This window comes from Acidaminobacter sp. JC074 (assembly GCF_022496765.1).
In the GTDB taxonomy this organism is placed as follows: Bacteria; Bacillota; Clostridia; order Peptostreptococcales; family Acidaminobacteraceae; genus JABXKX01.
Genome location: NZ_VANV01000014.1, coordinates 85,304 through 109,846, shown reverse-complemented (window position 1 = coordinate 109,846; position 24,543 = coordinate 85,304). Strand labels below are relative to the sequence as shown.

Here is a 24,543-nt window from a genome sequence, read left to right as displayed (position 1 = left end):
ATGAAAATGTATTACAATGGTGACAGTGACTTAAAAGTATTAGAGGGTAAAAAAGTAGCAGTAATCGGTTATGGATCACAAGGTCATGCACATGCACTTAACTTAAAGGAATCAGGTGTAGATGTGGTAGTTGGTCTTTATGAAGGTTCAAAGTCTAAGGCTAAAGCTGAAGCTGAAGGTTTAACAGTTATGCCCGTTGCAGAAGCTTGCAAGTCTTCTCAAGTGGTTATGATGCTTATCCCGGATGAAAGACAAAGAGATGTTTATGAAGCTGAGGTAAAGGCAAATTTAGATGATGGTGATGCTTTGGTATTTGCACATGGCTTTAACATTCACTATGGTCAAATCACACCACCAGAAAACGTAGATGTATTTATGGTAGCGCCTAAGGGTCCTGGTCATTTAGTAAGACGAGTTTACCAAGAAGGCAAAGGTGTACCTGGTTTATTAGCAGTTTACCAAGATTATACCAAAACAGCTAAAGACAAAGGTCTTGCATATGCTAAGGGTATTGGTGCAACTAGAGCAGGTGTTATTGAAACAACTTTTAAAGAAGAGACAGAAACAGATTTATTCGGTGAACAAGCTGTATTGTGTGGTGGTGTTACTGAGCTTATTAAAGCTGGTTTTGATACTTTAGTAGATGCTGGTTACCAAAAAGAAATTGCCTACTTTGAATGTCTACATGAGTTAAAGTTAATCGTAGATTTACTTTATGAGGGTGGTTTTGAGAAGATGAGATACTCTGTAAGTGATACAGCTGAGTATGGTGATTACATGGTTGGTAAGAGAATCGTAAACAATGAAACTAGAGATGAAATGAAGTCAGTTTTAGCTGAAATTCAAAATGGTGAGTTTGCTAAAAACTGGTTAAACGAAAATAAAATCAACAGACCACAGTTTAATGCTATTAAGAAGCAAGAACTAGAGCATGATATTGTAGAAGTTGGACAAAAGCTAAGAGGAATGATGTCGTGGATATAAGAAGTAAAGTAGTCAAGTCAGGCGTTGAAAAAACGCCTCACCGTTCACTTTTAAAGGCACTTGGCTTAACGGATTATGAGATGAAAAGACCCTTTATTGGTGTTGTTAATTCATACAATGAAATAGTACCTGGTCATGTGCATTTAAGACAAGTTGCTGAAGCTGTAAAAAATGGTGTGAGAATGGCAGGCGGTGTACCATTTGAGTTTTCTACCATAGCGGTTTGTGACGGTATTGCCATGAACCATGTTGGGATGAAATACTCTTTAACTTCTCGAGAGTTAATTGCAGATAGTGTAGAGATTATGACAAGAGCTCATGGCTTTGATGCTCTGGTATTTATACCTAACTGTGACAAAACGGTACCTGGCATGTTAATGGCTGCAGCAAGACTTGATGTACCATGTATCTTCATTTCAGGTGGCCCTATGTTAAAGGGGTATACAAAGTCTGGTAGAGCCATAGATTTAACATCTGCCTTTGAAGGTGTTGGTGCATTTAAGGCTGGTAGAATTGATGAAGTGGAGTTAAAAGATATTGAGGACAATGCATGTCCGACATGTGGTTCATGTTCTGGCATGTTTACAGCTAACTCGATGAACTGTATGACTGAGGTATTGGGACTTGGACTTTCAGGTAATGGAACAGTACCAGCGGTATATATGGAAAGAATGAGAATGGCAAAAGAAGCTGGTATCAAGGTTATGGAGCTTCTTGAAATGAATCTTAAGCCTTCTGATATCTTGACTGAAAAGGCTTTTGAAAATGCAATGGTTTCCGATATGGCCTTAGGTTGTTCAACCAATACGGTATTACACTTAACAGCCATCGCTCATGAAGCAGGCGTTGAACTAGACCTTAATAAGATTAATGAGATAAGTCGAAAAACACCGAATATCTGCAGGTTGAGTCCTGCTGGTCCACATCATATGGAAGACTTAGAAGCTGCTGGCGGAATCAGTGGTGTATTAAAAACTTTAAGTCCTTTACTACATATGGATGTGATGACTGTAGAAGGTGTATTAGAAGACAAACTTAAAAATGTTGTTGTTAGAGACCGAGAGGTCATTAGATCAATTGAAAAGCCGTACAGTGAAACGGGTGGCATTCAAGTACTATTTGGTAATTTAGCTGAAGACGGGGCGGTCGTAAAAAAATCAGCAGTATTACCTGAGATGATGACTATGAAGGGGCCTGCAAGAATCTTTAACTCTGAAGAAGATTGCGCAAAAGCCATATTTGAAGGAAGTATTAATAAAGGGGATGTTCTTGTGATTAGATATGAGGGACCTAAAGGTGGACCTGGTATGCAAGAAATGTTAACACCGACTGCTGCATTAAATGGTATGGGATTAGATGAATCGGTGGCTTTAATTACAGATGGTAGATTTTCTGGTGGCACAAGAGGTGCAGCCATAGGTCATGTTTCTCCAGAAGCTTATGAAGGTGGCTTGATTGCCTTTGTAGAAGAAGATGACTTGATTGAAATTGATATACCTAGAGGTCGTTTAGAACTCTTGGTAGATGTGACTGAAATCGCTCTTAGAAGATCGAGACATCAACAGATTCATAAATCATATCCTGGCTATTTAGAAAAATACCGTTCAGGTGTTTCATCGGCAGCAAAGGGAGCAATTTGGGAGAAAAAATAATGAACAATGGTGCTGAAATATTATTAAAAGCTTTGAAAAAGCAAGGGGTAGATGTTTTATTTGGTTATCCTGGCGGTGCGGTCATTCCTTTATATGATGCACTTTATAGAATGGGTGGCTTTAAGCATTATAGAACTGCCCATGAACAGGGTGCTGTTCATGCAGCAGACGGTTATGCTAGAGCAACTGGTGAAGTAGGTGTCTGTATTGCAACTTCAGGTCCTGGTGCAACCAATACCATTACAGGTATTGCTACTGCTTATATGGATTCAGTGCCTTTGGTTGTTATTACAGGACAGGTACCAAGTGGTCTTTTAGGAAAGGATTCTTTCCAGGAGATAGATATCACAGGGGTTACCTTCCAGATTACCAAACACAATATGTTGATTAAAAATGTAGAAGACTTAGAACAGGCTGTACACGATGCCTTTCACATTGCCAAAAGTGGCAGACCGGGTCCTGTACTGATTGACATACCAAAAGATGTTTTCTTACAACAAACAGCTTATCATGACGGCTCTTTATTTGAAAAGGCAAGTTTTGACTTTGCTGATTCTGACAAGGTAAAAGAAGTAGTTGAGCTTATTGAAAAGGCTGAAAGGCCAATCATTTATGCAGGTGGAGGTGTCAAACTTGGAGAAGCTTCAGAAGCCCTTCGAAAACTTGCAATCAAAAATGATATTCCTGTGTGTAACACCTTGATGGGCTTGGGGACTTTTCCTAGGGATCATGACTTATCACTTGGCCTAGTAGGCATGCATGGTTTTCCAGAAACCAATCTTGCCATAGCAGGCAGTGATTTGATTTTGGCCATTGGAGCTAGGTTCTCTGATCGTGTAACTGGTAATACCAAAACCTTTTCTACAAAAAGCAAGGTTGTTCATATTGATGTTGATAAGACAGAGTTTAGTAAGAACATCAAGGCTGATTTGACTGTTTTAGGTGATTTAAATGATTTGCTTGTAAAAGTAGAACGTGGTTTGTCTGTTAAGAAACGCGATAAGTGGAAGTTCCAAATTCATCAGTACAAGCCAACTAAAGAAAATATCGGTCCATTCCATCCGAAAAAAATATTTGATTCACTGAATGAACACTTTAAGGATGCAGTTGTATCTACAGATGTAGGTCAGCATCAAATGTGGGCAGCTCAGTATTATGATTTCAAGACCCCAAGATCATTTATAACATCTGGTGGACTTGGTACCATGGGCTTTGGCTTAGGTGCTGCGATTGGTGTTTCTGTTGGCCATAAGGAATCGCTTTTAATAACAGGAGATGGTTCTTTTAGAATGAACTTAAATGAGCTTGCAACAGTATCAAAGTATAAGTTGCCAGTAACCATTGTTCTGTTCAATAACCAGGCTCTTGGTATGGTTAGACAGTGGCAGGGCATGTTCCAAGATGAAAGATATGCTGAAACTTGTATCGATGACGAAGTGGACTATATTGCACTCGGTCATGCTTTTGGTATCAATGCCTACCGTGTAAGTAATTCAGAAGAGCTTGAAAGTGTGCTTTCAAGAAGAAAGAGAGATGAGCCATTACTGATAGAATGTAGAATTGATAAGGATGAAAAGGTATTGCCTATAGTACCACCTGGACAATCTATTAGTAACTTCATTTTAGGATAGGCTATGCCTATCCTTTTTAATACGGCAAAATATCTAATAGGACCAAGGCAACAGCAATTGCATTTAAGATGCATAAAATTAGATGGACCCATTTCACATTGAAGTGTTCAATATGATTGTTGGATAAATTTCTTTCAAAGGCCATGTTCTTTTGAAGTGTATGGGTATCCATTGGGTTACCTCTAAAGCTACCGGTTGCTATTTTATGGGCTCTCATGTTGACAACTGCCTGATTTTGACCGATGGCTCTTCTAATAAAGAAGTAAGCAAATGTAAGAGCGCCTAAAAGATAGATCATAGATTTGTCAAAGTTTAAAAATATCAGGCATAAAACTTCTATTGTAAGTAATAAGATGGGTTCGATGAATCGTTTCATAAGGTCCTCCTTTAGTATCTATTATAATAGATACATTTTACACTTTATAAAGAAGAAAAAAAGGGTCATAACATGAAAAGGAAAGAATGAGACATGAAAATGTACTTATTAAAAGAAGATTAAACTATTGGAATGACCTGTCTATCTAGTGTATAATAGTGGTGATTAATATTTAAGGAGGGTTTTCATGACAGAATCAATGGATGCCTACATGGACGAAATAGAAAAGTCTATGCAGGTACTAAAAAAAGGAGATATTGTAGAAGGTACAGTTATTTCTGCAAATGAGGATGAGGTACTGGTTAATGTAGGTAGTGCTATGGATGGCGTAGTAACTGTTGAAGAGTTAGAGGATCATCCAATTAATCCATCAGAACATTACAAGGAAGGCGATAAGATTACTGTTCTTGTTATCAAGGCTGATGATGGAGAAGGTAATATGCTTTTAAGTAAAAAGCGTGCTGAATATGTACAAGTTTGGGACGACTTTGATGCATCTATAGAAGGAAATAAGACTTTTAAGATTAAAGTTAAAGGTGCTATCAAGGGTGGTGTAACTTGCGAACTTAAAGGTGTAAGAGGTTTTATTCCTGGTTCGCAATTAGCACTTAATTATGTTGAAGATTTAGAATCGTATGTTGGCGAAGACTTAGAAGTAAAGGCTATGGAATACAACAGAGAAAAGAACAGTGTTGTATTATCAGCTAAAGCAGTGTTAGCTGAAAAAAGAGAGCAACTTGGCAAACAGTTATATGATTCTTTAACAGAAGGTCAAATATATACAGGTACTGTAACAAGACTTGCAGATTTTGGTGCCTTTGTAGATATCGGTGGTGCAGATGGTTTGATCCATGTGACAGAGTTATCTTGGAAGAGAATCAAACATCCATCTGATGTTGTAAATGTTGGTGACAGAGTAGAAGTTGCGGTTATAAAAGTAGATAAAGAATCAAAGAGAATTGGTCTTAGATTAAACGATGTTCAAGACAATCCTTGGATGAATATGGATGCATATTATCAAGAGGACGATGTTGTAACAGGTAAAGTTGTAAGACTTGCAAGTTTCGGTGCTTTTGTAGAGCTAGAGTCTGGTATTGATGGTTTGTTACACGTATCTGAAATCTCTGAAGAACGTATCAGCAAGCCAGCAGATGTGTTGGAGCTTGGTCAAGAAGTGGAAGTTTTAATCATTGGTATAGATACAGAAAATCAGAAAATGAGCTTTAGTATGAAAGCGCTTGTTGAAGATGAAGTAGAAGATTTCGATGAGTACCTTGAAGAAGAAACTCATGAAACAACTATAGGAAGCTTGTTTAAGGATAAGCTTAAGAATCTAAAGTTATAATCCTAAGTTTTCTTAGGATTTTCTTTTGTATATTGGAGAAAATATGAGACGAGAAAAAGCGAACAAGATAATTGATTTACTTCATGAGACTCATCCAGATGCGGTATGTGAACTTGATTTTACATCCCCCTATGAGCTTTTAGTGGCAACAGTACTTTCTGCTCAAACAACAGATGTGAAGGTCAATCAGGCAACAAAAAAACTCTTCCCAGTTGCCAATACACCTGAAAAAATGATCACATTGACGCCAAATGAGATTAGATCCTATATAAAAACACTTGGACTAAGTAATTCTAAAGCGGGCTATGTATATGACTTATCTATGTCTCTTTTAGAGAAATTTGATGGTCAAGTGCCGACAGAAATGGATGATTTGACATCTTTAAGTGGTGTCGGTAGAAAAACTGCCAATGTGGTTAGGAGTGTGGCCTTTAACATTCCATCTATGGCTGTTGATACACATGTCAAGAGGCTAGCCAATCGTATAGGTTTTTCTAATACTGAAAATGTTTTAATTATTGAAGAGGACTTGAAAAGACAAATACCTAAAAAAAGATGGATACTTGCCCACCACCTGCTGATTTTTCATGGCAGGAGGGTTTGTAAAGCTAGAAATCCTGAGTGTGACAGGTGTTCTTTAGTATCCCTATGTAAATATTATAAGAAAAACACTTAATATGGTATACTGTTTTGGGAGGGTGAATTATGAACGAAGCTTTATTCTCATTGGATATCGGGACTAGGACAGTCGTTGGTGTTGTATCGGTATTAGAAGGTGATCAATACAGGGTCATTGATTATGAAATCAAAGATCATCCAGACCGAGCTATGTACGACGGTCAAATCCACGATATCAGTAAAGTTACAGAAGTGGTTTCAAGTGTTAAAGAGACTTTAGAAGATAGAAACAATCTGACATTTAAGAGCGTGGCTATAGCCGCGGCGGGTCGTGCCTTAAAAACAGAAAAAATAAGCGTTGAAAGAGAGCTTGAGCCTGGTCAAACCATTACTCAAGAGGTTATCAACAATGTAGAAATGGAAGCCATACAAGAAGCCCAAAGTCAAATTGAAGTTGACAAACGTACTGGAGAAAGTCGTTATTACTGTGTGGGTTACAATGTATGCAACTATTATATCGATGGTGTTATTAATATCAATCCTAAAGACCATAGAGGTAATACTTTAAAGGTAGAGTTGATTGCGACTTTTTTACCTCATATTGTTGTGGACAGTTTATATACAGTAGTGGACCGTGTGGGACTTGAAGTACTCAATATGACACTTGAGCCGATTGCTGCTATTAATGTAGCCATTCCACAAAACTTAAGGCTTTTAAACTTAGCTTTAGTCGATGTAGGCGCAGGCACATCGGATATTGCCATTACAAAAGAAGGGACTGTTATTTCCTTTGGTATGGTTGCATCAGCAGGTGACAGGTTTACTGAAGAAATTGCCAAAAGTTTTTTACTTGATTTCGATCAGGCAGAGAAGTTAAAGGTGTCATTGAATCATCTAGATGTTCATACCTATACTGATATCATAGGCATGACTCATGAAAAAACAACTGAAGAAATCATTGAACCTATTAAACCTGCTATGATTCAGACTGCTGAAATGGTTGCCAAGCAAATACTTGAATTTAATGAAAAATCACCAAGTGCAGTATTTTGTATAGGTGGTGGTTGTCAGGTACCTGGATTTACAGATTTACTTGCAGCAGAATTAGAGTTGCCTAAAGAAAGAGTGGTAATAAAACCTGTAGAAACTTTAGATAAAATCAGTTTTGATGGTCAGGCCTTAAAGGGACCTGAGTTTATTACACCACTTGGTATAGGTGTGACTGCTATTAAAGAAAAAGAAAATGATTTTCTTCAAATCATGGTTAATGATAAATCTGTTAGACTGTTTAATTCAAAAGTATTGACTGTATCGGATGCCTTGATATTAGTGGGCTATCATGCCAGGGCTTTATTGCCTGAAAGAGGTAGGCCTCTTGCGTATACCATGAACAATCGCTCAAGAGTCTTAAAGGGTGGGCATGGCACGCCTTCTAGAATATTTGTTAATGGTAGTCTAGCTGCTTTAGACTACAAATTAAAAAATAAAGACGTTGTTCACGTTGAAGCAGGTGAAAAGGGTTCAGATGCCAAAATGAACTTAAACGATCTATTAAGACCTTTTGAATTTGTTTTTAATGATGAAAGACTAAAAAGCAAACACAGCATCAGGGTCAATGACCTTACGTGTGACTTAGACTATGATATTCAAAGTGGTGATGAGATTTCTTATGAAGAAATGCGTACTTTAAGTGATTTAATGTTATTTAGAGGGATTGATTCAAAACAAGTTGAAATCTATGTAAATGGTGAAATTGCTACTGGTGACAGGCTCTTACAAGCTGATGATATCGTAAGAACACGTATGATTCAAGAAATGCCTGATATCACAGAGATAATCAGTGAAGAAGTCATTCAAGACATTGAAGTAGATGATTTTGTGATTGAAGAAGTTGAACAAGCTACAAGTGAAGAAGTTAAGCCAGTTATTATAGAATCATACAACTATGAATTGATTGTTAATGGTCAACCTGTATCAGTAAAGGGCATCAACAGAAAAATGGTTTTCGTGGATGTTTTTGAGTACATTGATTTTGACATTAGCAAACCTCAAGGCATTTTAGAGCTGACTCTGAATGGGCAAAAAGCCAATTATAGGGAGTTCTTAAAAAATGGTGATGTGATAGAAATTTATTGGCGTCAAATGAAAGGGATGTGATTAAGATACACCTATATGATAAATCTGTAGTGTGCCCAGTGTGTAAACATGAGTTTCTAACAAAAAAAGTAAAATCAAAAAGTATAAAAGTCTTAGAAAGGGATACAGATTTAAAAGCTGAATACGAGTTCGAAGATCCAACCTTTTATGGAGTGAATGTGTGTCCTAATTGTGGACATGCAAGATTTGAAAGTGATTTTAACGATGTTAATGTAACTGCAACAGCTAAGATAAAAAACGAAATTTCTTTAAAGTGGAAGGCTAGAGACTTCTGTCAAGAAAGAACAATAAAAGAAGCTATAGAGGCGCATAAGTTAGCGCTTATCAATTATAATTTAACCAACTATAAACCTAGTGTTATTGCCAAGACTTGTTTAAGATTGTCTTGGTTTTACAAAGAAATAGATGCTACTAGCTCAGATAAGTTTGCTATGTATGCCCGTCAGAAGTTTGAAGAAGCCTATGTAGAGGAAGCTATAAATAATCCAAAAGAAGAACTGATGATTGTCTATCTTTTAGGAGAGTTTAACAGACGAGAGGGTAACTACAAAAAAGCCATGGATTGGTTTACAATGGGTTTAAGAAATCCATTTTTAAGAAATGATCGATTTCTTAATAGAACCCTCAGAGAGCAAATGGCTAAAGTCAAGGATGAATATAAGAAGACTAAGGAAATAGCCAGCTAAATACAAATTTATTTGCATGAAACTCTTTAGCATGACTTTGAATGGGTATTATAGAAAGTGTACGGTTAATTATGTACAACCGAAAGGAATGTGATTAATATTTATTTATATGATAAATCTATCGTATGCCCAGTGTGTAAACATGAGTTTACAACAAAAAAAGTAAAATCAAAGACAATTAAAGTCGTTAAGAGAGAAAGTGATTTTAGAGCAGAATATGAGTTTGACAATCCAACCTTTTATGGTGTAGATGTATGTCCTAATTGTGGCCATGCTAGATTTGAGAGTGATTTTAACGATGTGAATGAAGCTGTAAAAAAGGCCATTCAGGATAAAATCGGATCAAAGTGGAAATCTAAAGACTTCTGTCAAATCAGGTCTCTAAATGATGCTATAGAAGTTCATAAACTTGCTCTTTTAAACTACAATATATCTCATTACAAACCGAGTGTTATTGCCAAAGTATGTTTGAGACTGTCTTGGTTTTATAGAGAGATGAACAGTGAAGATGCGGATAAGTTTGCCATGCATGCCCGTCAAACCTTTGAAGAAGCATATATGAAAGAAAACTTAGATGAGAATCCTAAAGAGGAGCTTACTATACTTTACCTGTTAGGAGAGCTTAACAGACGAGAAGGCAACTTTAAAAAGGCTATGGAATGGTTTTCTTTAGGACTCCGTAGTCCGGTTATTAATGATGAAAAGTTTTTAAGTGAATCATTAAAAGAGCAGATGGTTATTGCAAAAAATGAGTTCAAGAAACTAAAGGATAAAGAAAATGAATAAGATGGCTTATGGTTTGATTGTTACAGGTATAATAATTGTTCTTGCTTATATAGTTTATCAACTATTAATAGCTACCATGCCTTTGATACTTAAAATCGCCATCATATTCATACTAACAGGCATTAGTCTTTTAATCTTTAAACTCTTGAAAGATAGAAAAACAGAAGTCAAAGAACAAGAAAAATACAAAGATTTATAGTCAAAAAAGCATATCGCAGAGATGTGCTTTTTATTGGTTTGAACACTTTGTTTTCATAAGTATCGAAGCACTCGATGTGCTGAGTTCTTATTTTTTTGTTTTCTCTTCAGATATGTTTGTAATCTGATAAAGTCTTGTCTATAATAAGGATGTATAAAGGAGTGATTATGAGTAAAATAGTGCTTGTAACAGGTGGTGCAAGAAGTGGTAAATCTACATTTGCAGAAAATGAAGTTAGAAAACTAAATAAGAAAACAGCTTATATAGCAACGGCTATTGCTTTTGATGATGCTATGAAAAGCAGAATCAAGAAACATATTGAGCAAAGACCGAGTATTTGGACGACTTATGAAAAGCCAACTCAAGTCCATGAAGTCATTGATGAAGTAAGAAAGTCTAATGAGGTTGTCTTATTAGATTGTATTACAGTATTGATTACAAATACCATGTTTCAAGATAGACTTGATTTTGATAGATTGACAGAAGAAGAAGTGGATGCAGTTGAAAAGAAAATAACAGATGATCTGAAGTTATTGGTGGCTGAGCTTGAAAAGACCGATTTAACAGTTTATATGGTAACCAATGAGGTCGGTTCAGGTATTGTGCCGGAAAATAGACTGGCAAGAATTTTTAGAGATTTTGCAGGACGTGCCAATCAGTATTTGGCTTCTCTTGCTGACGAAGTATATATGACGGTATCTGGTATACCAGTAAAGATAAAGGGGTAAAAATGAAACGTTTGATTCTGATGTTGCAGTTTTTAACCAAGTTGCCTTTGCCTTTTGAAATAAATGCCACTGAAGAGGATTTCTCTAAAGGGGTCATTTATTTTCCTGTGGTTGGTTTGATCATAGGTCTTCTAATGGCAGGCATTTTTTATGGGGTAAGTTTAATCAGTAACAGTTTGATAGCTGCAGTTCTAGTTGTAGCTTTTGAAGTCTTTATTACAGGTGGTCTGCATCTGGACGGACTTGCAGATACTTTTGATGGTCTGTATTCCTATAGAGACAAAGACCGTATGCTTGAAATCATGAAAGACAGCCGTGTGGGTACAAACGGGGTCCTGGTTTTAGTGATCAGCTTGACTTTAAAAATGGCACTCTTATATTCTATTAGTGACCCTGTTAAAGTCATTATTCTTATGCCTGTGGTATCTAGATGTATGGTTGTTCTGACAGCTGCTATTTCAAAATATGCTAGAGAAAAAGGCATGGGTGGCTTTTTTATTGAAAAAACAAGTAAGGGACAACTTGTAGTTGCACTATTGATAACTGCAGTTCTTCATATTATCAAACCTGAACTCTTGTTTGTGACTCTTGTGGTTTTAGTTTTAACCCTTATCTACAGATATCATGTCTACAGTAAAATAGATGGTGTCACTGGCGACGTCTTAGGTGCAATTGTTGAGTTAAGTGAAGTTTTTTATTTAATGATTTATGTATTGGTTTTAGGAGTTTAAGATGAAAGTTTATTTATTACGTCATGGTGAAACAGATTCTAATATTCGTCATGAATTTGCAGGGATAACAGATTCAAAGCTATCGGATTTAGGTAAGAAGCAAGCGGTTGATGCGCATTTAAGATTTGAGCATTTAGAGTTTGATACGGTTTTATCATCACCTCTTTCTAGAGCGCTTGATACAGCGCGCGTTTTTACAGACAGTAAGGTTGTTGTCCATGAAGGTCTAAAAGAAATGAACTTTGGCATGTTTGAAGGCCTTACCTATGAAGAAATCAAAGAAAAATATCCAGAGCAAATAGAAATCTGGCACAAGGATACTAAAAACTATGTTTTTCCTGAAGGACAGAGTTTGAGAATGTTTTATGACCATGTGGTAGAAACATATCAAGAAATTCTAGATACATATAAAGTAGAAAATCTTTTGATTGTTGCACATTCTGGTGTTATTCGTTGTATTTTGGCACATGAAATTGCAGAGAACTTTGAACATTATTGGAGATACTCAGTTGATAATTGTAAACTTGCAGTAATTGAATATACTGAAGATTATCATTACTTAACAGGATTAAACTTATAGGAGTTGTTTATGAGAATTATGTTAGCTGGGACCAGCAGTGATGTTGGCAAAACAACCGTTGTTCTTGGCATTATGAGGGCTCTTAGAAACCGAGGTTTAAAGGTACAAGGTTACAAAGCCGGTCCCGATTATATAGATACAGCATTCCATACCTTTGCAACAGGCGTTTCATCTAGAAATCTAGATACCTGGATGCTTGATGAAAACATCATAAAGGGGCTTATGGGCAAGCATTCAAGCCAAGCAGATATTGCCATTATGGAAGGTGTTATGGGCATGTATGATGGTGCCGATGTTAAATCTTTGGTGGGTTCATCAGCACATCTGGCAAAAATGACAGATACACCAGTTATCTTGGTCATCAACGGTGCTGGGGTTGCTGCTAGTGCTGCAGCCATGGTTCTTGGCTTTAAGATGTTTGATCCCCATGTAAATGTAGCAGGGGTTATTGTTAACAAGGTATCTGGTAAAGGACATTATGATCTTATAAAGGAAGCCATTGAACACCATGTGGGTATTCCATGTGTGGGTTATTTGACTAAGAATGAAAATATCTCTTTAAAAAGTAGACATTTGGGCTTGATACCAAGTGTTGAGGTAGACGCACTGGATGAAAAAATTGATGAAGTTTCAAAGATGATTGAATCGACTGTTGATTTAGATCTCTTAATGAAACTGGCGACACAGGCAAAAGATCATCCGGCAATAGAGTCTACTGTTAAGGATAAGATTTTAAAGATTGGTCTTCCTCTAGACAATGCCTTTAACTTTTACTATCAGGACAACTTAGACCTATTAGAAGAGATGGGATGTGAATTGATTAAGTTCAGTCCACTTGAAGATGAAAAACTACCTCTTGGGCTTGATGGCCTTTATATAGGCGGTGGCTTTCCAGAAGTCTTTTCCAAAGACTTATCTAATAACAAGTCTATGATTACGTCTATTAAAGACAGTATAGAAGCTGGTTTACCAACCTATGCTGAATGTGGTGGTCTTATGTATTTGACGGCCTATATTGAAAACTTAGATGGTCAGAAGTTTGATATGGTGGGTATTTTTGAAAATGGTTCTAAGATGACCAAAAGGCTTCAGAGATTTGGTTATGTAGAGGTCGTTCAAAATGCACCTACTCCAATTGGAAACAAGGGACTGGAGTTTAAGGCCCATGAGTTTCATCGATCGGTTGTATTGGAGTCACCTAATGATTTGGGACCTATACAAAAATATGATATTAAAAAACAGAAAAAAACGGACTTATTGTCTTGGCATTGCGGTTATATGAAGTATAATTGTTTAGGAGCTTATCCTCATATACATTTTTACAGCAATAAACAAGTGGCAAAGGGTTTTGTTAACACATGTATGACATATAAAATGGAGAAGAATAATGAAGCGTAAATCAATTATGATACAAGGGACGGCATCTTCAGTAGGGAAGTCTATTTTAACAGCAGCATTTTGTAGAATTTTTAAGCAAGATGGCTATTCAGTAGCACCATTCAAGTCTCAAAATATGGCTCTAAACTCATTTATAACTGAAGAAGGATTAGAAATGGGTCGTGCTCAGGTTGTACAGGCAGAAGCTGCACAGGTTACACCGCATGTTCTTATGAATCCAATACTTCTGAAGCCATCTACAGATAAGAAGGCACAAGTTATTTTTATGGGAAAAGTTCATAAGAATATGAGTGCTGTAGAATACCATGAGTTTAAACCAGAGTTAAAATTAATGGTAAAGGATGCTTATAGTAAGTTATCTGATCAATACGATATTGTGGTTTTAGAAGGTGCTGGTAGCCCTGCTGAAATCAATTTAAGAGAAAATGACATCGTTAATATGGGGATGGCAGAACTTTCAGATTCTCCAGTAATCTTAGTTGGCGATATCGATAGAGGCGGTGTGTTTGCTTCTATCTACGGTACCATCATGTTGATGACTGAAGAAGAAAAGAAACGCATCAAGGGTGTGATCATCAACAAGTTTAGAGGGGACATTGAAATCCTTAAGCCAGGTTTAGAGATGATTGAAGATTTGACGGGTGTTCCTGTTCTGGGTGTTGTACCATACACACACTTACGTATTGAAGATGAAGATTCATTATCTGAGCGTTTTAAGTTCGATGCAGAAAAAGAAGGTCAAATCAAGGTTGAAATTCTTTATTTACCGCATGTGTCTAACTTTACAGATTTTAATATTTTTGAAACTCAGGAAGATGTTAATGTAAGATATGTTATGAGAGGTCAGACTATTGGTGATCCAGATGTTTTAATCATTCCGGGGTCAAAAAATACCATTGAGGATTTGATTTATTTAAGAAATTCAGGTCTTGAAGAGCAAATCATCCGATTATCTAGAAAAGGCAAGAGAATTGTCGGTATTTGTGGTGGTTATCAAATTCTAGGTAACAAACTTTCAGATCCGCTTCATACTGAAAGTGCCATTTCTGATATCCATGGCCTTGGACTTTTAGATATTGATACCGTTTTTGAAGCAGAAAAAACAACAACACAAGTTTCTGGTAGAATCACATCTTCTACAATAGAAAGTTTAAATAACCTTGAAGTAGCAGGTTATGAAATTCATATGGGTGTGACAAGCTTAGGTGAAAAAGCGAGTCCATTTGTAGAGATTACTGAACGTTTAGAAGAAGAAGTCTCAATTATGGATGGAGCTATTTCTGATGACGGTAAGGTCTTTGGTTCTTATATTCACGGTATTTTTGATGATGTCAACTTTACTAGAACCTTCTTAAACGAAATTAGAAAAGAAAAAGGTCTAGATGATCTTACTTCAAAAGTACAAAGTTTTGATGAGTTCAAAGAAACAGAGTATGAGAAGTTAGCAGATGTTGTTAGAAAGAATGTCGACATAAAAAAAGTATATGACATTATAAAGGCTTGGTAAGATGATACAGATTACAGTCGGTTATGTCATGGACTTGATATTAGGTGATCCTTATTTCTTATACCATCCGGTTAGGATCATAGGTCATCTGGTAAGGTTCTTAGAAAAAGGACTTCTAAATTTAAATGACAAGCCAAATGTTCAAAAATTTAAAGGCTTGATACTTTTAATCACAGTATCAGGTCTATCTTTTCTTGTCCCATTTGTCATTTTATTAGCCTTACATAAAATTCATCCACTATTAAATCATGTTATGGAAAGTATCATGATTTATCAGATATTTGCAACTAGGTGTTTGGATGTAGAAACAAAAAAAGTATATAGGGCCCTAAAAGAAGGAGACATGGAAACCGCTAGAAAGATGATTGGCTATCTTGTATCTAGAGATACAGATGTGATGACTGAAGAAGACATCATCAAGGCAGCTATAGAAACCATAGCTGAAAATCTAGGTGACGGTGTTATAGCCCCTATGTTTTTTATTTTCATTGGCGGTGCACCACTGGGCTGGTATTACAAGGGTGTCAACACCTTAGACTCTATGGTGGGTTATAAAAATGACAAGTACAATCATTATGGCTATTTTTCGGCTAAATGGGATGATGTTTTAAATTACATACCAGCTAGACTGACAGCCTTGTTCATTATAATAGCTGGCTTCTTTTTACGATTGGATGTAAAAAGGGGCATGAGAATTTTAGCTAGAGACAAACGCAACCATTCAAGTCCAAACAGTGCTTATCCCGAATCTGCCGCAGCAGGCCTTTTGGGTATACAGCTAGGTGGCAAGGCCTCTTATTTTGGCAAGGTATCTATGAAGAAAACCATGGGTGATCCTTTTAAGCCTATTGATCTTTTAGACCTACTTAGAACTAGGAAGCTCTTATACATGACTTCTATAGTAGGATTTGTTGTTTTCTCTTTAATTAGATTGGGGTTAGTATGATCAAAAAACACGGTGGCAATGTTTATAAGTTTGCAAAAGAAAATCATATAGCAGTCAGCGAAATTCTGGATTTTTCTGCTAACATCAATCCACTAGGTTTGCCGAAGGGTGTTCATGAAGCTTTTTCAGATTTAGAAAGTATTTTAAATTATCCAGATCCAGATTATGTGGACCTTGTAGAGGCCATTGCAAGATTTGAAAACATATCAAGTGATTATATTCTTGTTGGCAATGGTGGTATAGAGTGTATTTTTCTTGTTGCTGAACATTTAAAACTTAATAGGATGTTGATTCCAGTACCGACATTTGTTGAATACGACAGGGCCTATAGCAAGTATGGTCAAGTTGAAAAAGTAGTTATTGAAGAACCTTTTACTTTGGATGTTGAAAAACTTATAACTAAACTTGATTCCTGTGATGGCATTGTTATCTGTAACCCTAATAATCCGACCGGTCATTTGGTTGATAGAAAGGATTTACTAAAGCTCTTAGAGACTGGTAAGATGATTGTTGTAGATGAAGCCTTTATAGATTTTACAAATGATGAGGCTAGATCGTCAATGGTTAAATACATAAATGATTACGACAATCTGGTTATCACTAAGTCATTAACAAAGTTTTTTGCCATGCCTGGTTTAAGGCTGGGTTATCTGATGACCTCGAATAAAGCACTTTTAAATGATATCAAAGAGTCAAGGATGCCTTGGTCAATAAATGCCATAGCAGCAAAAGCTGGTAGCCTCGTATTAAAAGACGAGGACTATATAAGTAAAACCAAAAGTTGGATTAAAGAAGAGCGACAGTACATGCTTAAAGCATTAAGAACTTTAGATATTGAGGTCTTTAACACAGAAGGAAATTATATTTTTTTAAAGTCTATACTTGAATTAGACAAAAAGCTTGCTAAATATGGTATCATGATAAGAAGCTGTTCAAATTATGATGGACTTACAGCAGGTTACTATAGATTTGCTATAAAAGATAGAGAAAAAAATGAAGTATTATTGGCAGCACTAAAGGAGATATTATGGAAATCATAAAAGTTATCATATTAGGAATTGTTGAAGGTCTTACAGAGTTCCTACCGGTTTCTTCTACAGGACATTTAATTTTGGTTTCAAGATTTATGTCTTTAGAAGGTAAGTTCAATGATATATTTAATATTGTCATTCAATCAGGCGCTATACTGGCGGTAATCGTTTATTTCTGGAAAAAGGTCTTTCCACCGCTTCCTAAGAAAGGTGATCTAGACAGTGCAGATAAGCTTAAGAGATACATCAACCTATGGCTTAAGGTTATTGTTGCTATTATACCTGCAGGTGTGATCGGCGTTTTATTTGAGGACAAGATAGAAGAACTTTTGTTTAATCCACTTACAGTGGCCATAGCCCTTATAGTGGGTGCAGTGATACTCTTATACATTGAATCCAAACCAAAACCAGAAAAAGTAACACATGAAGATGATATTACATATAAAGAAGCTTTTATTGTTGGTATTTTTCAATGTTTGGCTTTGATTCCAGGTATGTCTAGGTCTGCTTCTACTATAATAGGTGGCCTGGTCATGGGCTTTAGAAGAGCTGTTGCAGCAGAATTTTCATTCTTTATGGCCATTCCTGTTATATTAGGTGCATCGCTGATTAAGCTATTAAAGGCTGGTTTTGGCTTTACATCTTATGAATATTTACTCTTAGGCATTGGTACTCTTGTATCATTTGTTGTTGCATATGCAGTTATAGCAGTCTTTATGAATTTTATCAAGAAACATGACTTTAAGGTATTTGCATATTATAGAATAATCTTAGGTATTGTTGTTTTAATTTCAATGTTTATTTAGTGGAGTTATCATGAATGTATCAATTAGAGGGTGTGACTCATATGATGAAACCCTACTTTATAACCAAATAAAAAAGAATATTGAAGACTTAGGTGGTTTAGACAAGTACTTTGAAGTCGGCCAGACCATACTTTTGAAAGTGAATCTTTTAATGAAGAGAAGGCCGGAGGAGGCAACAACGACGCATCCAAGCTTCGTTAAGGCGCTGGCAAAACACCTAGTAGACTTTGGTTTAAAGGTCATCATCGGTGATAGCCCTGGTGGACCATATAATAAGTCGGCTCTTGCCGGTATTTACAAAGTATGTGGTTATGAAGACTTGGTGAATGACCATATTTCGCTGAATCAAAATTTTGGAAGCTTTACATCCGCTTGTGATCAGGCCTTATTAATGAAACAAATTGAAACCATTGATGTCATTAATGATGTGGACCATGTTGTTTCTGTATCAAAACTTAAAACACATGGCATGACCCTATTTACTGGGGCAGTAAAGAACATGTATGGTACCATTCCTGGTCTTAAGAAGGCAGAGTATCATTATACTTTACCTTCAATAGACGACTTTTCAAACATGCTTGTAGATGTATGTTTGAATGCAAAACCGACCCTATCTTTTATGGATGCTGTTGTTGGCATGGAGGGGGCTGGGCCATCAAGTGGCGAGCCAAGACAAATAGGGCTTGTAATCGCTTCAAATTCCCCGTATTATTTAGATGTAGTGGCATGCAAGATTGTTGGCATAGATCCACAAGATGTACCAACTATCAAACGTTGTTACGAAAGAAAAATTATATTAGAAGAAAATTTAAAGGTTGTGGGAGAATCGGTCGAAGACTATTATATCTCTGATTTTAAGATTCCAAGTATTAAAGGTGTTGGTTTACTTGAAAACCGAGTACCCAAGTGGCTTAATAATATGGTTGATTATGTTATTAAACCCCGACCAGAAGTTATGTCAACCTGTATTGGTTGTGGTGAATGTGCAAGATGCTGTCCAGCAAAGGTTATAGAAATGGTGGATGATAGACCGGATATACATTTATCAGAGTGTATCAGATGTTTCTGTTGTCAGGAACTTTGTCCAGCAAAAGCGATTAATATTTACAGGCACCCAATTGGAAAAATTATGATGAAAATTTAAGAAGTATAGGTTATTCTTTGTTAATATGGGTATACGAGAAGTAATCGCGACTATATCAGGAGGTTCGAATGAAAGTTGAATATATAAATCCATTTATTAAAGCAAGTACTGAAGTGTTAAAAATGATTGCACAAACTGAATTTAAAACAGGTAAACCATATATGAAATCAAGTCCGTTTACACCATCGAGTGTTCTTATAGTTGTCGGGATTACAGGTGAAATACAAGGTCAAGCTGTTATCAGTATGACTCAAGAGTTGGCTATGGGTGTTGCATCAAAGATGATGATGGGCATGCCGGTAACTGAGTTAGATGAAATGTCTAAATCAGCCTTATCAGAGTTAGGCAATATGATCATGGGTAATGCTGCGACTTTATTATACAATGAAGAAGTACAAGTAGACATTACACCACCATCATTAATGGTTGGAGAGGGCATTACTATATCATCTTCTACTATGACAACAATTGGTGTACCGCTGAATTCAGAATTAGGTACAATGAACTTTGACATTTCTATTAAGGAGAATTAATGATAAACATCGTATTATATCAACCAGAAATTCCACCTAATACGGGCACGATTGCAAGAACATGTGCAATAACAGGTATTAAACTTCACTTGATTAAGCCACTTGGCTTTTCAATAGATGACAAGGCCGTAAAAAGAGCGGGATTAGACTATTGGCATCTACTTGATTTAGAAGTACATGAGTCTGTAGAAGACTTTTTAGACAAGTATGGTGAGGAAGATATATATTTAGCTACAACTAAAACAAATAAGTTTTACACAGATGTTAAGTATACTGAGAATTCTTTTATCATGTTTGGTAAAGAAACTGCTGGACTGCCAGCTTGGTTACATGAAAAATATAAGGGAAAAGAAATAACAATACCGATGAAAAGTCATCCAGACGTGAGATCTTTAAATCTATCAAATTCGGTGAATATCGTTGCATTTGAGGCTTTACGCCAACTTGATTTTCCTGGTTTAAAGTAAGAAATAGCGGGTAATTTGTATCATATACACTTTACCTGTTTTTATTTTTTTTGTAATTTCACATTAACATTTTTAACAAAAAATCTGCTCTGTTAACAAAGTTAACACAATCTTAACACAAGACATAAAAAAGTAGTGTATAGTAACCTTGTTAGTTATTGTTTATTTTATTGGGAGGAATATTTTACATTATGAAAGAACTGATGAGCACACCCGGTTGGGAAATGTTTGTACTTCTATTTTCTGGTTTAGGTTTATTCTTATATGGAATGAATTTAATGAGTGAAGGTCTTGAAAAAGCAGCGGGTAACCGTTTGAAATCTATTGTAGGTGCATTAACAACCAATCGATACGTTGGTGTAGCGGTAGGTGCATTTGTAACAGCAATTGTACAGTCATCTTCAGCATCGACTGTAATGGTAGTAGGTTTTGTTAATGCAGGTATTATGACATTAACACAAGCCATTGGTGTTATTATGGGTGCCAACATTGGTACAACAATGACTTCTGTTCTTGTCGCTCTAAAGTTAACAGACTTAGCACCGTTCGCTATCGGTATTGGTGTTATGTTGATGTTATTTTCTAAAAATACAAAAACAAAGAAATACGCACAAATTTTACTTGGCTTCGGTATCTTATTCTTAGGTATGGATACAATGAAAGCTGGTATGAGTGATCTTAAGAAGAATCCGGTACTAGGAGAAATCCTTGCATCATTTGGTGAACCAGGCTTCTTTAATACAGCGGCAGCTATATTTGTTGGTTTTGCTATGACAGCTATCGTACAATCATCATCTGCAACAACAGGTATCTTAGTTGGTCTTGCGGCAACTGGTAATATTTCATTAGCTGCAGCATTCCCTATCTTATTAGGTACAAACATCGGTACATGTGTAACAGCTATGTTATCTTCAGTAGGTGCCAATAAAAACGCAAGAAGAGCGGCGGTGATGCATTTAACTTTCAACTTGATAGGTACAGTTCTATTTATTATAGCTCTTAGAATACCAACCCTTTGGTTTGTAGAAGAAATACTAGCAGGACGATTTGGATTTGATACAGCTAAGCAAGTTGCATCTGCACACGTTATCTTTAACTTAGTAACTACATTCTTATTAATATGGTTTGCACCTATCCTTGTTAGATTTGCAAAACTTATTATTCCTGAAACGGAAGATGAGAAAGAAGAAGTTGAAGGTGTTAAGTACCTTGATGAGCGTATCTTAGAAACACCATCTATTGCAATGGCTCAGGTTTCAAGAGAAGTACTTCATATGGGTAAACTTTCATTAAAAGAATTCCAGTATGCTGTAGATTCATTTATTGAAGGTGACGTAACAAAAGCTAAGAAGACATTTAAAACTGAAAGAATCGTTAATGAGTTAGAACATGATATTGCAAACTATCTTGTTAAACTGACGAATACAAGCATTTCTTACCAAGAAAGAGAAATGATCGATGGTTTATTCTCAACAATTGGTGATATTGAAAGAGTTGGTGATCATGCTGATAACTTAGCAGAGATGACTGTATATAGAGTAGAAAACAATTTATCATTCTCTGAAAGTGCTATGGAAGAAATCAAGCACATGAGTGAGAGAGTAATTAAGTCTTACAAACAATCTTTAACTGCTATTAAAGAAGGCAACCATGAATTAGCCAGATCTGTTATTGAACGTGAAGGCGAAATCGACTTAATGGAAAAGAATTTACGTAAGAAACATATCAGAAGATTAAACGAAGGCAAGTGTCAACCTGCTGCTGGTGTTTTATTCTTAGATATCATTAACAACCTTGAAAGAATTGGTGACCATGCAAGTAATATTGCAACAGCAGTTCTTGATAGTGCAGTCGCATAAACTAGTGCCAACTGACTTTCAGTTGGCCTTTTTTTGTCCCGATTTTACTGGGAAAAAAATTGCTCAACGCTAGTTGTTTCAGTGGTCTAAGTAATATAACACAATCTGCTTATTTAGGTGTATAACCTACTAATTTTCATCCAATTATTGTCAAAAAGGAAAACGTTTTCTAGAAAAAATGCATTTTTCGTGATTTTTTTTAATTTTGACAAAAATATATCATTCTTTTTCTTGCATTTTGAGAATTAATTATATATAATCAACGTGTAACAAATCAGAAGACGAAAATTTCATATGAAGATTCTGAATGACGAAACAGGGAGAGAGCTCATTGGAGCCGCCGAAGGCATAAGTTGTATACACGCCCGTATACAGTGAATTTCTCAGGCAAAAGGACCGGTTTTTGACAGATCTCTGGAAAGCAAATAGAATTTGCACCGACGGGGCAATTCCTTTTAAGGAAGGAAGAAACTCTCAGGTTATTAACAGAGGAAGTGGCAAGCTTATTTGTCATTTCCTTTTTTTATTTTCGATTTAAACATAATCTATTGGGTATGAAGAGGATGTTTTTAGAAAGGACAATCATGATTATTATTACAAATAATGAATCTGTATATAATACATATAAAGATGACATTGAAATAGAATATTTTGAGGCGTACAAATTTCTCGATGTGCTGAGATATTGTAGAGATCGTGTACACAAAGGTGCCAAACTCTTAACGCACCCCTTAACAGGGAGTATAAAGCCTAATGAAACACCTTTCAAATCTGTTATGATGTCAAAGGAAACAGGTCCATTAGATGTGGAATCATTAATGATGATTGACAGTGCCATTGAAGTAACTGAAAAGTTTTTAAACAACCATGAAGTGAAAGATTGGCCTGAAAAGATTTTAGATGATTTTAGACTGATTGATTTTGGCCTTATAAAAGGTGCAATCGAATCAGCTGGAGTGTTAATTACAGGAGGATTAAAATGAGCAAGTTATATGATGTAATCATCATCGGCGCTGGTCCTGCAGGTTTAGCTGCTGGTCTATATGCTGCAAGAGCTAAGATGTCTGCTTTAATCATTGAGAAAGACAGAAATGGTGGACAAATCGTAACAACTGATGAAGTTGCTAACTACCCTGGTGGTGTTGAGGAAGAAACTGGTCCTTCTCTAATCGCTAGAATGGTTGCTCAAACTGAAGAGTTTGGTGCTGAAAGAGTTAAAGCTACTGTAGTAGATGTTAACTTAGAAGGTGACATCAAAGTTGTTAAGTGTGAAGAAGCTGAATACCAAGCAAGAGCAGTAATCATTGCTACTGGTGCTTCTCCAAGAAAATTAGGTTGCCCAGGCGAGCAAGAATTAACTGGTAAAGGTGTTTCTTACTGTGCTACATGTGACGCTGACTTCTTTACTGATTTCGAAGTATTCGCAATCGGTGGTGGTGACACTGCAGTAGAAGAAGCAATGTTCTTAACTAAGTTTGCTAGAAAAGTAACTTTAGTTCACAGAAGAGGTGAGTTAAGAGCTGCTAAGTCAATCCAAGAGAAAGCATTCAAGAATGAAAAGATTGAAATCATCTGGAATTCTGAAGTTGCTGAAGTTAAGGGTGACGGTATGGTAGAGTCTATCGTATTAAGAAACAGAGAAACTGGCGAGTTAACTGAGCATCACGCTCACGAAGATGATGGCACAATGGGTGTATTCGTATTCGTAGGTTACATTCCTCAAACTGGTTTATTCACAGATAAGATTGAATTAGACAAAGCTGGTTACATTTTAACTGACGTTGATATGAAGACAAACGTTGAAGGTGTATACGCTGCTGGTGATGTTAGACAAAAGACATTACGCCAAGTAGTAACTGCTGTTGCAGATGGCGCTATCGCTGCTGTACAAGCTGAAAAGTACATCGATAACAAGTTCCACTAAGAGTGGATTATACAAGATAGGTAAGCATTTAGCTTAAATATATAAGGAGGTTAGTATGTTAGTACTAGATAAAGATAACTTTCAAGAGAACGTATTAGATGCAAGTGGTTTTGTACTTGTAGATTACTGGTCAGATGGTTGTGAGCCATGTAAAGCTTTAATGCCAGACGTAGAAGCATTAGCTGCTGAATACGAAGGTAAAGTTGTGTTCGCTAAGTTAAACACAATGAAAGCTAGAAGATTAGCAATTTCTCAAAGAGTTCTTGGTTTACCAACAATCATTCTTTACAAAGATGGTGAAAAAGTTGGCGAAGTAACAAAAGACGATGCTTCAAAAGATGGCATCAAAAACATGATCGAAGCACATATCTAATGTGTTTATCTTGCAGGGGATTCAATTGGGGGACCCTGCAAGATGATAAATAAAGTGGTTTATAAATATTAGGAGGTGGCAT

General features: G+C 36.2%; 25 protein-coding genes and 1 riboswitch. Of the genes, 24 read left to right on the top strand and 1 reads right to left on the bottom strand.

Translation table 11 applies throughout. The features are described 5' to 3' along the window. The 3 genes from ilvC to ilvB are packed head-to-tail and all read left to right on the top strand — an operon-like array spanning window position 1 to window position 4,267. A complete protein-coding gene (ilvC, locus tag EZV73_RS16530) occupies window positions 1-984 on the top strand; it encodes a ketol-acid reductoisomerase (protein ID WP_240841512.1) in 984 nt (327 codons plus the stop codon). Next, window positions 981-2,636 carry a dihydroxy-acid dehydratase gene (gene ilvD, locus EZV73_RS16525; protein WP_240841588.1) on the top strand — a complete coding sequence of 552 codons (1,656 nt, stop codon included), beginning with the start codon at window positions 981-983 and terminating at the stop codon, window positions 2,634-2,636. Before ilvC ends, ilvD begins: the two co-directional genes overlap by 4 nt. Further along, window positions 2,636-4,267 carry a biosynthetic-type acetolactate synthase large subunit gene (gene ilvB / locus EZV73_RS16520; protein ID WP_240841587.1) on the top strand — a complete coding sequence of 544 codons (1,632 nt, stop codon included), beginning with the start codon at window positions 2,636-2,638 and terminating at the stop codon, window positions 4,265-4,267. Before ilvD ends, ilvB begins: the two co-directional genes overlap by 1 nt. Window positions 4,268-4,283: 16 nt before the next feature. Here ilvB and EZV73_RS16515 read toward each other — a convergent pair whose 3' ends face one another. Then, complete coding sequence (locus EZV73_RS16515) at window positions 4,284-4,643, bottom strand: hypothetical protein (RefSeq protein ID WP_240841511.1); 360 nt, start codon at window positions 4,641-4,643, stop codon at window positions 4,284-4,286. Between the two features lie 187 nt (window positions 4,644-4,830). Between EZV73_RS16515 and rpsA the strand changes: the two genes are divergently transcribed. From rpsA to EZV73_RS16410, 21 genes are all read left to right on the top strand, one after another. Beyond that, complete coding sequence (gene rpsA, locus EZV73_RS16510) at window positions 4,831-5,988, top strand: 30S ribosomal protein S1 (protein WP_240841510.1); 1,158 nt, start codon at window positions 4,831-4,833, stop codon at window positions 5,986-5,988. A gap of 43 nt (window positions 5,989-6,031) precedes the next feature. Beyond that, complete coding sequence (nth, locus tag EZV73_RS16505; RefSeq protein ID WP_240841509.1) at window positions 6,032-6,664, top strand: endonuclease III; 633 nt, start codon at window positions 6,032-6,034, stop codon at window positions 6,662-6,664. Window positions 6,665-6,693: 29 nt separating this feature from the next. Then, window positions 6,694-8,763 (top strand): cell division protein FtsA, encoded by a 2,070-nt coding sequence (locus tag EZV73_RS16500; RefSeq protein ID WP_240841508.1) that lies wholly within the window; start codon window positions 6,694-6,696, stop codon window positions 8,761-8,763. Beyond that, entirely contained in the window at window positions 8,760-9,449 is a 690-nt protein-coding gene (locus EZV73_RS16495) for a DUF2225 domain-containing protein (RefSeq protein ID WP_330637160.1), read from the top strand. Before EZV73_RS16500 ends, EZV73_RS16495 begins: the two co-directional genes overlap by 4 nt. A 90-nt stretch (window positions 9,450-9,539) precedes the next feature. Next, complete coding sequence (locus EZV73_RS16490; protein ID WP_240841507.1) at window positions 9,540-10,235, top strand: DUF2225 domain-containing protein; 696 nt, start codon at window positions 9,540-9,542, stop codon at window positions 10,233-10,235. Further along, window positions 10,228-10,434, top strand: coding sequence for a hypothetical protein (locus EZV73_RS16485; protein ID WP_240841506.1), 207 nt, complete (start codon window positions 10,228-10,230; stop codon window positions 10,432-10,434). Before EZV73_RS16490 ends, EZV73_RS16485 begins: the two co-directional genes overlap by 8 nt. A gap of 167 nt (window positions 10,435-10,601) precedes the next feature. Beyond that, a complete protein-coding gene (cobU, locus tag EZV73_RS16480) occupies window positions 10,602-11,162 on the top strand; it encodes a bifunctional adenosylcobinamide kinase/adenosylcobinamide-phosphate guanylyltransferase (protein WP_240841505.1) in 561 nt (186 codons plus the stop codon). 2 nt (window positions 11,163-11,164) lie between these two features. Then, on the top strand, window positions 11,165-11,893 hold the full coding sequence (gene cobS / locus EZV73_RS16475; RefSeq protein ID WP_240841504.1) for an adenosylcobinamide-GDP ribazoletransferase: 729 nt from the start codon (window positions 11,165-11,167) through the stop codon (window positions 11,891-11,893). A 1-nt stretch (window position 11,894) separates the two neighbouring features. After that, complete coding sequence (locus EZV73_RS16470; RefSeq protein WP_240841503.1) at window positions 11,895-12,473, top strand: histidine phosphatase family protein; 579 nt, start codon at window positions 11,895-11,897, stop codon at window positions 12,471-12,473. Between the two features lie 9 nt (window positions 12,474-12,482). Then, entirely contained in the window at window positions 12,483-13,871 is a 1,389-nt protein-coding gene (locus tag EZV73_RS16465; RefSeq protein ID WP_240841502.1) for a cobyrinate a,c-diamide synthase, read from the top strand. Further along, on the top strand, window positions 13,861-15,378 hold the full coding sequence (locus tag EZV73_RS16460) for a cobyric acid synthase (RefSeq protein ID WP_240841501.1): 1,518 nt from the start codon (window positions 13,861-13,863) through the stop codon (window positions 15,376-15,378). The genes EZV73_RS16465 and EZV73_RS16460 overlap by 11 nt, the downstream gene beginning before the upstream one ends. A 1-nt stretch (window position 15,379) precedes the next feature. Beyond that, window positions 15,380-16,324, top strand: a complete 945-nt coding sequence (cbiB, locus tag EZV73_RS16455) for an adenosylcobinamide-phosphate synthase CbiB (protein ID WP_240841500.1) — start codon at window positions 15,380-15,382, stop codon at window positions 16,322-16,324. Continuing rightward, window positions 16,321-17,364, top strand: coding sequence for a threonine-phosphate decarboxylase CobD (cobD, locus tag EZV73_RS16450; protein ID WP_240841499.1), 1,044 nt, complete (start codon window positions 16,321-16,323; stop codon window positions 17,362-17,364). The genes cbiB and cobD overlap by 4 nt, the downstream gene beginning before the upstream one ends. Then, window positions 17,352-18,161, top strand: a complete 810-nt coding sequence (locus EZV73_RS16445) for an undecaprenyl-diphosphate phosphatase (protein WP_240841498.1) — start codon at window positions 17,352-17,354, stop codon at window positions 18,159-18,161. The genes cobD and EZV73_RS16445 overlap by 13 nt, the downstream gene beginning before the upstream one ends. A gap of 10 nt (window positions 18,162-18,171) precedes the next feature. Further along, the gene (locus tag EZV73_RS16440; RefSeq protein ID WP_240841497.1) at window positions 18,172-19,305 is read left to right on the top strand and encodes a DUF362 domain-containing protein; all 1,134 of its coding nucleotides are present in this window, start codon (window positions 18,172-18,174) and stop codon (window positions 19,303-19,305) included. A gap of 68 nt (window positions 19,306-19,373) precedes the next feature. After that, complete coding sequence (locus EZV73_RS16435; protein ID WP_240841496.1) at window positions 19,374-19,838, top strand: chemotaxis protein CheX; 465 nt, start codon at window positions 19,374-19,376, stop codon at window positions 19,836-19,838. Beyond that, window positions 19,838-20,305: a tRNA (cytidine(34)-2'-O)-methyltransferase gene (locus EZV73_RS16430; protein ID WP_240841495.1), complete on the top strand. Its 468-nt coding sequence runs from the start codon at window positions 19,838-19,840 to the stop codon at window positions 20,303-20,305. Before EZV73_RS16435 ends, EZV73_RS16430 begins: the two co-directional genes overlap by 1 nt. A 191-nt stretch (window positions 20,306-20,496) precedes the next feature. Next, window positions 20,497-22,164 carry a Na/Pi cotransporter family protein gene (locus tag EZV73_RS16425; protein ID WP_240841494.1) on the top strand — a complete coding sequence of 556 codons (1,668 nt, stop codon included), beginning with the start codon at window positions 20,497-20,499 and terminating at the stop codon, window positions 22,162-22,164. Between the two features lie 307 nt (window positions 22,165-22,471). Next, window positions 22,472-22,573: riboswitch (glycine riboswitch) on the top strand. 175 nt (window positions 22,574-22,748) lie between these two features. Next, window positions 22,749-23,147: a GrdX family protein gene (locus EZV73_RS16420; RefSeq protein ID WP_240841493.1), complete on the top strand. Its 399-nt coding sequence runs from the start codon at window positions 22,749-22,751 to the stop codon at window positions 23,145-23,147. Next, a complete protein-coding gene (trxB, locus tag EZV73_RS16415) occupies window positions 23,144-24,088 on the top strand; it encodes a thioredoxin-disulfide reductase (RefSeq protein WP_240841492.1) in 945 nt (314 codons plus the stop codon). Before EZV73_RS16420 ends, trxB begins: the two co-directional genes overlap by 4 nt. A gap of 55 nt (window positions 24,089-24,143) precedes the next feature. Next, entirely contained in the window at window positions 24,144-24,461 is a 318-nt protein-coding gene (locus tag EZV73_RS16410; protein ID WP_240841491.1) for a co-chaperone YbbN, read from the top strand. Window positions 24,462-24,543 lie beyond the last annotated feature (82 nt).

What these genes read in the sequence shown, in the direction of transcription:
- ilvC (WP_240841512.1), top strand. Translation starts at nt 1, where the DNA reads ATGAAAATGTATTACAATGGTGACAGTGACTTAAAAGTATTAGAGGGT.
- ilvB (WP_240841587.1), top strand. Translation starts at nt 2,636, where the DNA reads ATGAACAATGGTGCTGAAATATTATTAAAAGCTTTGAAAAAGCAAGGG.
- EZV73_RS16515 (WP_240841511.1), bottom strand. Translation starts at nt 4,643, where the DNA reads ATGAAACGATTCATCGAACCCATCTTATTACTTACAATAGAAGTTTTA.
- rpsA (WP_240841510.1), top strand. Translation starts at nt 4,831, where the DNA reads ATGACAGAATCAATGGATGCCTACATGGACGAAATAGAAAAGTCTATG.
- nth (WP_240841509.1), top strand. Translation starts at nt 6,032, where the DNA reads ATGAGACGAGAAAAAGCGAACAAGATAATTGATTTACTTCATGAGACT.
- EZV73_RS16500 (WP_240841508.1), top strand. Translation starts at nt 6,694, where the DNA reads ATGAACGAAGCTTTATTCTCATTGGATATCGGGACTAGGACAGTCGTT.
- EZV73_RS16485 (WP_240841506.1), top strand. Translation starts at nt 10,228, where the DNA reads ATGAATAAGATGGCTTATGGTTTGATTGTTACAGGTATAATAATTGTT.
- cobU (WP_240841505.1), top strand. Translation starts at nt 10,602, where the DNA reads ATGAGTAAAATAGTGCTTGTAACAGGTGGTGCAAGAAGTGGTAAATCT.
- cobS (WP_240841504.1), top strand. Translation starts at nt 11,165, where the DNA reads ATGAAACGTTTGATTCTGATGTTGCAGTTTTTAACCAAGTTGCCTTTG.
- EZV73_RS16470 (WP_240841503.1), top strand. Translation starts at nt 11,895, where the DNA reads ATGAAAGTTTATTTATTACGTCATGGTGAAACAGATTCTAATATTCGT.
- EZV73_RS16465 (WP_240841502.1), top strand. Translation starts at nt 12,483, where the DNA reads ATGAGAATTATGTTAGCTGGGACCAGCAGTGATGTTGGCAAAACAACC.
- EZV73_RS16460 (WP_240841501.1), top strand. Translation starts at nt 13,861, where the DNA reads ATGAAGCGTAAATCAATTATGATACAAGGGACGGCATCTTCAGTAGGG.
- cbiB (WP_240841500.1), top strand. Translation starts at nt 15,380, where the DNA reads ATGATACAGATTACAGTCGGTTATGTCATGGACTTGATATTAGGTGAT.
- cobD (WP_240841499.1), top strand. Translation starts at nt 16,321, where the DNA reads ATGATCAAAAAACACGGTGGCAATGTTTATAAGTTTGCAAAAGAAAAT.
- EZV73_RS16445 (WP_240841498.1), top strand. Translation starts at nt 17,352, where the DNA reads ATGGAAATCATAAAAGTTATCATATTAGGAATTGTTGAAGGTCTTACA.
- EZV73_RS16440 (WP_240841497.1), top strand. Translation starts at nt 18,172, where the DNA reads ATGAATGTATCAATTAGAGGGTGTGACTCATATGATGAAACCCTACTT.
- EZV73_RS16435 (WP_240841496.1), top strand. Translation starts at nt 19,374, where the DNA reads ATGAAAGTTGAATATATAAATCCATTTATTAAAGCAAGTACTGAAGTG.
- EZV73_RS16430 (WP_240841495.1), top strand. Translation starts at nt 19,838, where the DNA reads ATGATAAACATCGTATTATATCAACCAGAAATTCCACCTAATACGGGC.
- EZV73_RS16425 (WP_240841494.1), top strand. Translation starts at nt 20,497, where the DNA reads ATGAAAGAACTGATGAGCACACCCGGTTGGGAAATGTTTGTACTTCTA.
- EZV73_RS16420 (WP_240841493.1), top strand. Translation starts at nt 22,749, where the DNA reads ATGATTATTATTACAAATAATGAATCTGTATATAATACATATAAAGAT.
- trxB (WP_240841492.1), top strand. Translation starts at nt 23,144, where the DNA reads ATGAGCAAGTTATATGATGTAATCATCATCGGCGCTGGTCCTGCAGGT.
- EZV73_RS16410 (WP_240841491.1), top strand. Translation starts at nt 24,144, where the DNA reads ATGTTAGTACTAGATAAAGATAACTTTCAAGAGAACGTATTAGATGCA.